At 51.0% G+C, this 12,009-nt stretch carries 10 protein-coding genes; 3 read left to right on the top strand and 7 right to left on the bottom strand.

What is annotated here, in order from left to right; all coding sequences use genetic code 11:
* The first annotated feature begins 122 nt into the window (after window positions 1-122).
* Together thyX and rpsU are read left to right on the top strand one after the other, a co-directional pair.
* The gene (thyX, locus tag Enr17x_RS26680; RefSeq protein WP_145313083.1) at window positions 123-1,031 is read left to right on the top strand and encodes an FAD-dependent thymidylate synthase; all 909 of its coding nucleotides are present in this window, start codon (window positions 123-125) and stop codon (window positions 1,029-1,031) included.
* Window positions 1,032-1,264: 233 nt separating this feature from the next.
* Window positions 1,265-1,462 carry a 30S ribosomal protein S21 gene (gene rpsU, locus Enr17x_RS26675; protein WP_081459387.1) on the top strand — a complete coding sequence of 66 codons (198 nt, stop codon included), beginning with the start codon at window positions 1,265-1,267 and terminating at the stop codon, window positions 1,460-1,462.
* A 233-nt stretch (window positions 1,463-1,695) separates the two neighbouring features.
* Here rpsU and Enr17x_RS26670 read toward each other — a convergent pair whose 3' ends face one another.
* The 7 genes from Enr17x_RS26670 to Enr17x_RS26640 form a co-directional block, all read right to left on the bottom strand.
* Window positions 1,696-2,127, bottom strand: coding sequence for a sugar-binding transcriptional regulator (locus tag Enr17x_RS26670; protein WP_145313081.1), 432 nt, complete (start codon window positions 2,125-2,127; stop codon window positions 1,696-1,698).
* 567 nt (window positions 2,128-2,694) lie between these two features.
* Window positions 2,695-3,240: a hypothetical protein gene (locus Enr17x_RS26665; protein ID WP_145313079.1), complete on the bottom strand. Its 546-nt coding sequence runs from the start codon at window positions 3,238-3,240 to the stop codon at window positions 2,695-2,697.
* 147 nt (window positions 3,241-3,387) lie between these two features.
* Window positions 3,388-6,891 carry an ABC transporter permease gene (locus Enr17x_RS26660; protein ID WP_145313077.1) on the bottom strand — a complete coding sequence of 1,168 codons (3,504 nt, stop codon included), beginning with the start codon at window positions 6,889-6,891 and terminating at the stop codon, window positions 3,388-3,390.
* 34 nt (window positions 6,892-6,925) lie between these two features.
* The gene (locus Enr17x_RS26655; protein WP_145313075.1) at window positions 6,926-7,618 is read right to left on the bottom strand and encodes an ABC transporter ATP-binding protein; all 693 of its coding nucleotides are present in this window, start codon (window positions 7,616-7,618) and stop codon (window positions 6,926-6,928) included.
* 20 nt (window positions 7,619-7,638) lie between these two features.
* Window positions 7,639-8,070 (bottom strand): acyl-CoA thioesterase, encoded by a 432-nt coding sequence (locus Enr17x_RS26650; RefSeq protein ID WP_145313074.1) that lies wholly within the window; start codon window positions 8,068-8,070, stop codon window positions 7,639-7,641.
* A gap of 104 nt (window positions 8,071-8,174) precedes the next feature.
* Window positions 8,175-10,181, bottom strand: coding sequence for a sodium:solute symporter family protein (locus tag Enr17x_RS26645; protein WP_145313072.1), 2,007 nt, complete (start codon window positions 10,179-10,181; stop codon window positions 8,175-8,177).
* The gene (locus Enr17x_RS26640) at window positions 10,181-10,432 is read right to left on the bottom strand and encodes a DUF3311 domain-containing protein (RefSeq protein WP_145313069.1); all 252 of its coding nucleotides are present in this window, start codon (window positions 10,430-10,432) and stop codon (window positions 10,181-10,183) included. The genes Enr17x_RS26645 and Enr17x_RS26640 overlap by 1 nt, the downstream gene beginning before the upstream one ends.
* 372 nt (window positions 10,433-10,804) lie before the next feature.
* Between Enr17x_RS26640 and Enr17x_RS26635 the strand changes: the two genes are divergently transcribed.
* Complete coding sequence (locus tag Enr17x_RS26635) at window positions 10,805-11,875, top strand: 3-keto-disaccharide hydrolase (RefSeq protein WP_145313068.1); 1,071 nt, start codon at window positions 10,805-10,807, stop codon at window positions 11,873-11,875.
* Window positions 11,876-12,009: the final 134 nt, after the last annotated feature.

The following is a 12,009-nucleotide window of genomic DNA, read 5'->3' as shown; positions in this document are numbered from 1 at the left end:
GCCGGTACGGTGTCGTTTGAGTGTGCGGTTGACTATAAATGTCTTCTGGTAGATTTCTGAGATTGGTCTGCCTCTGGTTTTCCATTCTACTCATCTTTTAACGCATTCTGGGAGTGTTCCCGATGACGGAGCGGTCTGAACTCATTGACGAATTGCGCTGGAAAAAAATTCCGGTTCTCAATGATGGTTTTGTATGTCTGGTAGATGTCATGGGCGATGACAGTTCGATTGTTCAGGCAGCCCGAGTCAGCTATGGAGAGGGAACCAAACGCGTTTCCGACGACCGGACTTTGATCCGCTATCTGATGCGACATCGGCACAGCACCCCCTTCGAAATGGCCGAGCTTAAGTTCCTCGTACGGGTTCCGATGGACTGCTGGCGGCAATGGATTCGCCACCGGACGGCCAATGTGAATGAATACAGCACCCGTTATTCGGTTGCCATCGATTCGGCTCAAACCACACTGCCCGGCGAATGGCGGACGCAGGCAACTTCCAACCGGCAGGGCAGTGACGCCCCGCTACCTGAGGATCTGGGAACAAAACTGACTGACGAAGAGACCGAATTTCAGCAGAAGGCCCGCGACGTCTACGAAGCCCGCCTGGAAGCCGGCGTGGCCCGCGAACAGGCCCGCAAAGATCTGCCCCTGGCGACGTATACCGAGGCCTACTGGAAAATTGATTTACATAACCTGATTCACTTCCTGAGCTTACGTATGGACTCGCATGCTCAGTGGGAGATTCAGGAGTATTCCCGGGCGATTGGCGAGCAAATCGTCAAACCCCTGTTTCCGGTAGTTTGGGAAGCCTTTGAAGACTATCGGCAGGGGGCCATGTTCCTGACCCGCCTGGATAAAGAGGTTCTGGCCCGGTTAATGGCCAATGCAGCTGAAAAATCGCTGGTGCCACCGTTTTCAGAAGACGCGTTTCTGGAAGTACAGGATGAGACCTGGAAATCACTGAAACGGAGCCGCGAACGGGATGAATGTCAGTCGAAACTGCAACGATTGGGGATTTTAAAGGGCGAATAGAAGTGTCTTAATGAACACTTCTTGCGGTTTTCACAGAGTATTTTTCTGGTTGACTTTGCAGAACCGGCCTGTTTTGTTATCTTTGTCGTTCCCACCTTGAAGAGAGAGGTCCGTGTTTTGGCCCCGCTTCAGTAGAAAAACGTCTGAATTCTCATCGATGGATGAGACGATGTATATCTAATTGGTATGTTTACAAACTTTTATTGCAATCAGGAAAAGAAAAGGTGATTTGAGTGGTTAAGCTTCGGTTACGAGAAAACGAATCAATTCAGGAGGCAGTAAAACGGTTCCGTAAGATTGTTGAGCACGCTGGCATTAAAAAAGAAATGCGTCGTCGCGAATATTATGAAAAGCCCAGCGATGAGAACCGAAGAAATCGACGCCGTGCTGAGCGTCGCGCCCGTCTGTCTCGCCTGCAGAGTAACCAGTAGTCACTGATTGCAACCAGACACACAAAACGCATCCCACTTCGAGATGCGTTTTTTTTTGCGCTGCATGAGCAGGAACCACTTAGAGCAGCACTATCGGGCAAGCCGACAGATGGCACCCGGATGGGTAAAGCAAGTTGGTCTGTTTTTTGAGTGATCGTTTTTGCTACCACGAAAGACAACTGGCCGATTTTCAGTTTGTGTCGTTGGCGACGATGGGTAAGATCCAGCTTGGTTTATTTCATGCGTTTTTCATAGAGTGCGTCGAATTCTTCGTCGCTCATGGCCTTGAGTTTGGCGGGGGACAGGTCAGAGTCAGCCTGAACGACTACGGGAATTTCCAGCCCCAGTAATTTGTCCATGCGTTCGCGGGCGCGGAGTTGTTCGCGGGGATGGGTGTTGGGATTGTTGATCACACTGCGGTAAAAGTAGTAAGACTCGGCGCGGTGAACGTCGGGCTCCACCTGCATGCGATACACCATTTCCTCGCGAGCCCGTTTCAGGTAACGATCGACCGATCGGCGGGAAAGCTGGAATTCCTCTGCGACAGCCCGTTTAATATCAGACGAGTACTTACCCATGCCGAGCATTTTTTTAACCAGCTGTACGACGCGTTCCCGATCTTCTTTTGAAAGGTATGTTCTTGTTTTGCGTTTGTTTTCTGACATAGTTTTGGCTCCTTGGAAAAATATCCGATTCAATGCTTTCCACATGCAACATCATGCCGTTCGGCGTGAACAGGTCAAGAGGCAATGGGCCTGTGATCGTGCGAGAACACTTCGTGATATTCAGCAAAGCGACAATGAAGTGCCTGCGAAGTGGAACGATGCGATAGTGGACAGCGCGAAGCGGTGCGGGGGGAGTCAGAGAAAGGGGTGTGAAACAAGAGACTTTTATAGTGCGAATATCAACAGCCGACAGATTGGTTCAGCCAAAAAGCACTCGCTCTCACGCGCGCGACGTTATCTCCGCATGTTAAAATATGACTTCACCGCGTCAAGTACAGTATTTCCAGACTGTTCTGGCACGTAAGGAGATGAACACGGCGAAGGGAAGCAATTCCAAAGTAGAAACAATCACGATTGTGCTGGAGATATTAAAAAAATCCCTGTTCCCGGTGAATGTGGGGAACAGGGATTTCGTATTCGTGAATCTGTTATCAGAGGAGAGCCAGTTGAACCTCGCTGATGACGTTGACTCAGCCGCACCGATCCGAAAAATTGCCTGTGATGTAATTACGACGTTGAATCGGTGGCTGGTGCTTCTGCCGCCGGTGGTGTCATGGGGGCCGGTTTATCCACGGGTTTATAGATCATGACCATCGCGGCACCGGCGGCTGCCAGAACCAGTCCGAAGAAGAAGCGAAGGTCAGGCATTGTTTTCACAGGGTGATAGAGGGTGATTGTAGCGATGGTATTTACAATCGGAGCACCTGCAAATACGAGAGGAGCAACATAGATGGCGGCTCCTTTTCCACCTGTCGTGACAGCGAAAATGACAAACAACGCACCCAAGGCTCCAGCCGTTCCGGCGAGGATGCCCCACATGATCGGACCGGTATTAAAATTAGGTACGCCGCGCACAGTTGGGTCTTTGTCCAACACAAAGATGAAGAAGCCGGGAATCAGAACGGCGACCAGGAAGTAGGCAACTCCCACAAACAGGAACGCCCGCAGATTACTATGCAGTTTTTGAGCGGCTATATGGACCAGAGGCACGTAGTTCCCCCAGGAGAGCGCAGCACAAGCAACAAAGAATAAGACAATCGTCCATTTTGACATCGTTAAAAACTCCTGAAATTGTGGAGGGATGGATTCGTTTCCATGGCGAGATATTCGAAATGTTATGATAGTAAGTTTGTGAATTCGCAGCACCCGACAGGGATGAAAAATTAAACGAATCAGGGAAAAGCGGGTCTGTACAAACTCTTATTGAGCGCGTAGTGTCGCCAGAATCGGTGCTCGGACGGCATCAGCTACGGCTAATAAGGCGGCCAGCATTCCCACAAGGAGAACGGCGGACAGAATGACAATGCCACTTTCCCAGGGAAGATCGGCACCCGTAGACAGCAGATGCGGCAGCATCGCCAGAAGAGCTGAGATGGTTCCTGAAAGGAGCCCCCAGATGAGTAAGAACGCGTTTTCCGCCAGCACAATCAGCGCGACGTTGCTGCTCGTCATGCCGATGGCGCGGAGCAATGCGAGTTCGCTGCGGCGTTCGACGACGTTGCGTAACATCACAGTCGCCAGACCGAGTGTGCCGAGCAGCAAACCCAGACCGCCTAACGTCTGGAATGTAGAGAGGTAGGTATTTTGAACGGCCAGAAAATCAGCCAGTCGATTGGCAACGAGGTCGGAATCGAAGCCGTATTCGGTGAGGCCGGTTTCCAGAATACTTGAGAGTTTCGAGGCGTCTTCAGGAGGGACTTCGATCAGAAAATACTGAAAGCCGGCCTGTTCGGGAAACAGTTTTTGAAAGTCGGCTTCGGAAACAAGCAGGACTCCCTGAAAAATGCTGCCGTCAAACATGCCTTTGATTTTCAGTTTATGTTCGGGGCGTTCGTCGGAAGGAATGCCAACGGTCGCACCGATGCCTTTATGCAGGCTGTACATCAACGTATTCATATCGCCGAGCGCTGGGATCGAACCGTCTTCTTGTTTTTCGTTCAACAGTTCCCAGGGATTGTCGCCGGGCGTGTCGGCGAATTTGAAGCCGCCACGTTCGATCAGTTCCTGCGGGACCCCCAAAATCGTGGGGACACTGGTTTGATAAATATTCAGACAGCTGGCATTTTCGCCCGGCTTCACACGAAAGGGAATCGCTGCCATTTCGCTTAATAATTTTTGTGTCTCGGGATCGTCGGGGATATTTACCAGTGTTTTATTGCGTCCCTCAGCCGTATTCAGATCGTATATCAGCGGGGAGGTGGACTCGGCGACAATCGTAAAACCGCCGTTACCCGAATCTAAATCGGGCGTTTCAACAGCCGGGTTTCGATGGCCGGCGGCGACGGAGACAAGTACGAAGGTCGCGGACGCGATGAGTGCTGTGGTTAAGACACTGCGCTGGCGAAAGCGGCCGGCGTTGCGGAAGCCGAGTTTGATTAAAGCGAGTGTGCCGGTGCCTTTAATCGGGATCGCCGATTCAATTCTGAGTCTGCTGGATAAAAAGAAGACGCTGGAAATCAATGAGAGTGTACCAACCAGGAAAAACGAAACCGTTCGCCAGGAGAAACCGGAAAAGGCTTCCTGTTTGGGAATGAGGAGAGAGATGGTCGCTAAGACCAGAATGAATGCGAGCAGGGACGAGGCTTTATAAACATAGCCGACGAAGCGGGCGTCTTTGACTTTGTCGGACTCGGGCGTATTGACTCCCGCCAGCAGACTGCGGATGGAGAGTTGTTTGAGTTCGGCCAACGCACGCCAGGTCACGAAGAGGGAGCAGAGGACCGAAATCAAAAGGCCGATGATAATGCTGGTTGCTGTTAAATCAAGAAACAGGAAGCGGGTTCCAATCGCACCGATCCACCAGGTTTTTAAGCCGTAGAGCATCAGCGAGGCATAACCGATGGCAGCGGCAATGCCGAGGAGGCCTCCCAACAGAATGACAAAGAAGGCTTCTTTGAAGATGACCTGTTTGACTTGTTGCGGAGTAAATCCGACAGCCGACAAGAGACCAATGGAAGAGACGCGACGGTCGATTCCCAGTTTGAAAAGCAGGCGAATTAAAATGATGGCAGAGAGAATAATGAAGAAACTGAAGCCGATAAACAGGCCGCTGAAATCAGTGGTACCACTGGCGGCCATCAAGCCGAGAAACTTGATGGGCTGGACTGTCAGGCCCATTTTGAAGACGTCAACCTGTTTGAGGACTTCTTTGCCGAACACATTTGCCGATTCTTCCAGTGTTTTGTTTGGCAGGGGGCTGACGCGTAACGAAGTCAGGCTGCCGTATCGGCTGTTCCAGAGGTTTTGTGCTGTTTCCAAAGCGACAAACGCTTTGGGGGTGGCTTTGTATTGATCCCAGTACTCTTCATCCCGATCGGTGACTTTGTCGAGCTTCATGGGGAAGGGCTGTTTCCAGTCGCCGAAGGTGTCGGCGTCGGTGATGCCTTCCATTTCCGGCGTCAGCTTCCGGTCGGCGGCGGGCGTTCCATCGAGGGCGACGATGCCACGTACGGTAAAGGTCTGCTCGACTTCAGGTAATTCTCCACGAGAACCGACCACATGATATTTTATCCGCACCGCATCGCCGACTTTGGCGTTCAGATCTTTCGCCAGCCAATCGTTGAAGACAATTTCATTTTCTTTGAGCGGCAGTTTTGGTTTGTCCCCGATGAATTTGAAAGGACCAAAGGGAGCCTGTTCGGTAAACTCAACGCCCGCCATAATCGAATACATGGAGAAGGGGGACTCGGAGTCGTCCTGTTTCGCGGGCATAATTTCATTTGCGATATACACCATCACCGGTGAGGTTGTGAGCTGGAGTGACTTCGCTGCTTCGATGCCCGCCTGTTCGATTTGCGGGTCGAGAATCATCTGTTCGCTTTCCAGCGAAAAGTATTTGAACGATTCATTGGGCGCAATTTTGAGATTCAGGTCTTCGAGTTTCAATGTCGCTTTCAATGCAGCTTCCAGGTCTTTTGCGGTATCGAGGGATGCGAGTGTCGTGCCAATTTCTGGATTATTGGAACTGAAAAACAGGGAATTCACGCGTGCGGGCCGCGACTGGGGATTACGACGTGAGGCCTGGATTTCATCCAGGTCCAAAGCTTGCTGGAGATTACTTAACGAAACGAACAGATCCAGCGGCAGCTGCTGGTTAGGCATGAGTGCCAGACGACCTGCTTTGGATGATTCTTCGAGAATCGCGGTAACCGTGAGCGTAATTTCGACCGATTGTTCTTCGCGTTCGCCGAGCAGTGAGTCGCGGGGAATCGCGGAAGGGAGTTCGATCCAGAGCGTGATTTCATCGCCGACAGAAGCTTCCAATTGTTCTGCGACGCGGGCATTCAAAATCGCTTCATCACCTGTCGGAACTTTCTGATTTCCGTGATCGAGTAGCGACCAAAGTCGCTCATCGGTGCCGAAGATATTGACCTGCCCGACGCGGAGATGCTGGTCTTCCCAATGTTTTTCCAGGCTGCCTCGCATCAACAGGGCAGGGGCGATGGTTTTGATGTCATTGGGAAGATCAGGTGATTCCGCAAGATCGGCGGCGAGTTGTTCGCGGAAGAAGCGATGGCCGGAAACGACGAAATCGATTTGTCCCAGCCGATCGAATGTCATCTGCCTGAGGCTGGCGCGAACGGAATCGCCGACGATGAGAGCCCCCCCGATCACGGCGGTCGCAGCGATGACGCCCAGCAACACGGCCAGATTGGTGCGCCAGTAATACTTCAGGCTTTGGATAACAAATCGCGTCTGGTTCATAACACGAACTCTTGTGAAGATTGAAAATCGAAAATCAGACTGATTCAGTAACGAGCAGTCCGTCGCGTAATCTCTGGTGCTGGGGGAACAGAGCCGCCAGTTCGCTGCTGTGGGTCACGCAGATCAGAATTGTATTCTGTTCCTGATTGATTTCGAGCAGCAGTTTGCCGATCGACTCGGTGTTGGTGCGGTCGAGGTTTCCCGTGGGCTCATCCGCCAATAAGAGACGGGGGTTGTTAATCAAAGCACGGCAGACCGCGACGCGTTGTCGTTCGCCGCCTGAAATCTGTGCGGGTCGATGATGCATGCGGTCCTGTAATCCCACGCGTTCCAGCAGATGGCGGGCGCGTTCTTCGGCGTCATTTGCGGCTTCTTGATTGACCATCGTTGGAATTAAAACATTTTCCAGAACCGAAAATTGCGGCATTAAATGGTGATCCTGAAAGATGAAGCCGACATTATGATTGCGATATTCGGCCTGCTCTTTGGCGTTCAATACAAACGGGTTTTGGCCGAACTGGATGACTTCACCGGAGGTGGGTTGATCGAGAACGCCGAGGATGTAGAGCAGGGTGCTTTTCCCTGATCCGGAGGGGCCGGTGATAGCAAGGGCATCTCCCCGGCTAAGTTCCAGATCGACGCCAGCCAGAATCGGCAGTGATTCAGTGGCGATCGAAAAGGTTTTCGTTAACTCGCGGACAATGAGCTGGTCGTTGGAGTTATTCATGTTGATCCCTGACAAACAGACTATTCAGCGTGATCGATTGAATCTTCGATTTTCTTTTGAATCCACTCGGGGATTTCAATCGACTTCATGGGACTTCCGTGTGTGAAGTGACAGCAAACGGTTTTCATGCGTCCTTTGGCAATTTTTGTTTGATCTCGCCAGAACTCATATTCAATCGTGAGCGATTTTACCCCGAGTCGTTCGACAGACAACCGGATTTCGAGCAGATCACCATAAAAAACGGGAGATTCAAACGAGCATTGTGCTGAGACGCGGGGCCAGCCCAGCACGGAACCATCCTGCTGTTTATCCACAATGGTCAGCCCCAGAGAGCGAAAGTACTCGTGCTCGGCCTGTTCCATATACTTATAAAAGTTGGAGAAGTGGACAATGCCGGCCATGTCTGTCTCGTGAAATTCAACACGGCGCGTGGTTTTAAAAGTACAGGACATGTAAAACTCAATCGAAGTCAGTAAACAGCAGGCTGTGACGAAAAAAAGAATACTCGTCACAGCCTGTCTTGAGATTTATGTTATCAAGTAGAAGAGGATCATAACTAATCTTCCGGGAAGAACCGCACCAGAGTTTCTTTGCTGGGAGGTCTCGTGATGAGTGAAACCAGAATCATGGCGGTCGCAGACGCGACAACCATAGTGGCAACCGGCATCATTCCTAGAAACGTATAACTCGGATTCAACGCATACTTTGCTTCTTTAAACAGGTAGAGCCAGGACCCAATCGCAACGAGAACGCCCGCGTAAGCACCGAGTTTGGTGAGCCTCTTCCAGTAGACTGCCGCAAAGATGATGGGGAACAGACTGGAAAATCCACTGAAACACCAGACCCCCAGCGTAAAGACCCGCCGCGGTTCGAGCAGACTGAATCCATAGGTAATGGCAACCACCAGAATGATAAACATGCGAGCCATCAAGACAACCTGTTTATCTGTAAAACGATCTTTTCCGCCGTAATGGACCACGATGTCTTCGGTAAACATGGTACCGATACAGAGGAACTGACTATCCAGCGAGGACATGATCGCGGCCAGAATCCCCGCGGTTAAGAAACCGGCGAGAACGGGTGAGGTCATTTTTTTCACCATCGCCGCCAGGACTGCATTTGCCGGGAAGTGCGGCGGAAACATGGGAGCCCCGTTGAGGGTAGCAGAAGTCGCCCAGACGCCAACCAGCACACAGGGAACCCACACAATCATAATGAAGAGTGGGTGTGCGACAACGGGCAGTTTAAACGTGCCCGCGCTGCGTGCAGTGAGCCAGTGTTGGAACAGGTGAGGGAACATGCCCACGGAAAGCGGAACAAAGAAGTAAGTCAGAAAGACGAGTTTACTCATTGGATGCGGAGCATCGGGAGCCCAGTTGCTGGCGCGGTAAACGCCGAGGGCTTTTTTGATCGTCCATTTTTTCCCTTTGGACGGATCGTCCGGATCCAGATCGTGTGTAGGGTGCCCGATTTTTCCACCGAAAATCAGCATTGCTTTTTCTTTTTCGGCGTTGGCTTTTCGTGGATACTCTTTCAGCTCATGGTGCGACATCAATCCATTTTGATATTTTTCAGGAAAGGGGTCCGGGATGACGCGGTCATCTTGCGTTAATAACGCTTTATTGACCTCTTCGGCCGAGAGCTCGTACAGGTTGTTTTTCGCGGCGTAGAGGGCTTCTGCCGTCATTTGCCAGTTGGGCATCCGCGGTTTGAATTCTTTGTAGGCTTCCGCTTTTTGTTCGGGAGTCAGTTCCAGCGTTTTGAGAATTCGCGTCGCGTAATTGTATTTGGCGATGAGCGTCCAGGTCTTATATTTTTGTGCGTATCGTTCGCGGTCTTTGGGATCGACGGCCCTCATTAACTTGGACGGATTTTTTTCCAGAACGGCATCACTGGCAGCCTGCAGGCCTCCCAGTTTACTGGAAATGACGAAGAAGGTCACGACGCCGAGAATCATGAAGACAATCGTCTGAAACGTATTGGCCCAAGCGGTTCCCCGCATGCCCCCAAAAAAGACATAGACCAACACAACGAGGCTGATGACCAGCGATCCCAGCCAGGGTGGCACGCCATAATCGTAGGCAGCGAATGCGTTTTCGAATGCGCCTTCGGTGATGCTGCTGATGACGACGCCGGATGACATCACGCCGATCAGGAGATAGGGAATCACCAGACCGACGAGAATTGGGAACAGAATAATTCCAATCCGATCGCTTTCGAGCCGTTCGCGGAAGAATTGAATCTGTGTGGTGTAACCGTATTTATGCCCCCAGGACCAGAGTTTAATTCCGAGCAGAAAGAAACAGAGGGAATGGATGATACCACTGGAGGAAGCCAGCATACCATAGACGCCGACGCCTTCTTTATAAGCTTCACCACTGGAGCCGACCAAAGCAAACGCGGTCATCGTGGTTCCGAAAATTGACATCAACAACAGAAAAGGACCAATCGAGTGACTGGCCAGCATGTAGTCTTTACTGGTTCCCTTAAACAGGCGGCTGGAGAACAGACCCAGAAACAACAGTAAACTTAAATAGATTCCGATGATTACCAACTGGGTCATTATTCTGTTTCTCCTGATTCCGGGGCGGGTGACTCTTGTGCGGGAGACTCTTGCGCGATTTCTTCAAGGTGATGAGGCCAGGCGAATTTTGTGGCAAGAAACCAGACAAAGGCGGCCCCCATGGAGATTCCTGCCTGATAGAGCAGGGTAATGGGCATAAATCCGAAGATGAGTCTTTTGTCATCCCAGAGCCAGTTGTCCTGGTGAATAATGATAAGCACGACAACCAATCCATAAACGGCGTATCTCATATGGCATCTTTTCTATGTAGACAGAGTCATCACGGTGGGTTTGCTAGTGCCCGCAGGCAGCAATTGTCTTGGCGGGAAACAGGATTTTCAGAGATCCCGCTGGTTCGCACTGGCCTACTATTGTGACAAAAACCCGTTAGAGTCACAACGTAACGGTTCCATTTGTGAAAATAATCCTCCTGAAACCGCTGAAAACAGAGTGAGGTGCGCTAACTTCCGTTTACAAATCTGCTGTTCAATGGATCAAGAATCTTTCGAAACTTCAAACGTCAATTCCAGACTTGCAAATGGTAGAGACTCACCCCAGAATGGTGACTTGCGTAAAATTGTCGATTTGTTTCGATTAAAGCTCTTAGAGAGGATAGAGAATAAATGTTTCGCCTTGCACTTATTGGGTTATTCTGTGCCAACTGTTTGCTGTCATCGGAAGCGTTTGCTCAGGCAAAAAAGGGTGATAAGAAGTTTGCCGTTCTGGATATCAAACAGGTTGACGAGGATTTCCAGTATCAAGGCGAATACTACGGCCGAATCGGCGTGGATTGCTCCTGGTGCGGCGAATGTGCCTTGGGTTTGCAGGTGGTTGCTCGCGGGGACGGAAAATTCATCGCCTCTCTTTACAATGGCGGCCTGCCTGGAAACGGCTGGGATCGATCCGACAGACAGGAATTAACGGGCACGCGTGATGGTATCGTGCTGACATTGACAAATGAAGAGTTCCGGGTTCAGGTCATGCCGGGTGGCATCGCTGAGGTACGCGATTTACACGGGCATCTGCTGGGACAGCTTAACAAATATCAACGGAGCAGCATCACACTGGGCGCAAAGCCCCCCCAGGGAGCCACTGTGCTGTTCGATGGCTCTTCGGTTGACCACTTCAAAAATGGCAAGATTACTGAGGAAGGTTTGCTGAAAGAAGGGACGGAGTTAAAGGACACGTATCGCAGTTTTCGGATGCATGTTGAGTTCCGTTTGCCTTATATGCCTTATGCCACCGGTCAGGCCCGCAGCAATAGCGGCCTGTATCTGCAGAGCCGATATGAAGTCCAGGTGCTGGATTCCTTCGGCCTGGAAGGGGTCGAAAATGAATGTGGTGGACTGTATAAGCAGAAACGCGCTGATGTGAATATGTGCTTCCCACCTCTCTCCTGGCAGACATACGATATTGCGTTTGTCGCTCCCAAATTTGATGCGGACGGTAAAAAGATCAAGAACGCATTCATTACTGTGCTGCACAACGGGGTCCCCATTCATCAGGATTATTCGATTGTTGCCAAAACTGGTGGCGGTAAGCAGGAAGGGCCGGAACTGTTCCCGATCAAGCTACAGGACCATTCCAATCCCGTTCGTTTTCGCAATATCTGGATCGTGGATTTGAGCGACCAGCCCGATCCGACCTATTGCCATCCCTGTCAGTCGCTGCTCTGTGATCGAAGTGACAACTAGTCTGCCGACCCTGCTCTCATAGATCAGATCAGAGCACAAATCAATCTGAAGCTGGTTCTTCGTGTTCGCGTCTTGCCTTGCTTTTTAAAGCCGGTACAATAGGAAGGTGTGTCTTAAGGTACCTCTTCCTTCAG

The sequence above is a fragment of the Gimesia fumaroli genome (genome assembly GCF_007754425.1).
In the GTDB taxonomy this organism is placed as follows: Bacteria; Planctomycetota; Planctomycetia; order Planctomycetales; family Planctomycetaceae; genus Gimesia; species Gimesia fumaroli.
This window is presented reverse-complemented; position numbering and strand designations above follow the sequence as displayed.

Bases quoted from the DNA above. Each gene is read 5' to 3' on its own strand.
- Enr17x_RS26660 (WP_145313077.1), bottom strand. From the start codon at position 6,891: ATGAACCAGACGCGATTTGTTATCCAAAGCCTGAAGTATTACTGGCGC.
- Enr17x_RS26670 (WP_145313081.1), bottom strand. From the start codon at position 2,127: ATGTCAGAAAACAAACGCAAAACAAGAACATACCTTTCAAAAGAAGAT.
- Enr17x_RS26635 (WP_145313068.1), top strand. From the start codon at position 10,805: ATGTTTCGCCTTGCACTTATTGGGTTATTCTGTGCCAACTGTTTGCTG.
- Enr17x_RS26650 (WP_145313074.1), bottom strand. From the start codon at position 8,070: ATGTCCTGTACTTTTAAAACCACGCGCCGTGTTGAATTTCACGAGACA.
- Enr17x_RS26655 (WP_145313075.1), bottom strand. From the start codon at position 7,618: ATGAATAACTCCAACGACCAGCTCATTGTCCGCGAGTTAACGAAAACC.
- Enr17x_RS26645 (WP_145313072.1), bottom strand. From the start codon at position 10,181: ATGACCCAGTTGGTAATCATCGGAATCTATTTAAGTTTACTGTTGTTT.
- Enr17x_RS26665 (WP_145313079.1), bottom strand. From the start codon at position 3,240: ATGTCAAAATGGACGATTGTCTTATTCTTTGTTGCTTGTGCTGCGCTC.
- Enr17x_RS26640 (WP_145313069.1), bottom strand. From the start codon at position 10,432: ATGAGATACGCCGTTTATGGATTGGTTGTCGTGCTTATCATTATTCAC.
- thyX (WP_145313083.1), top strand. From the start codon at position 123: ATGACGGAGCGGTCTGAACTCATTGACGAATTGCGCTGGAAAAAAATT.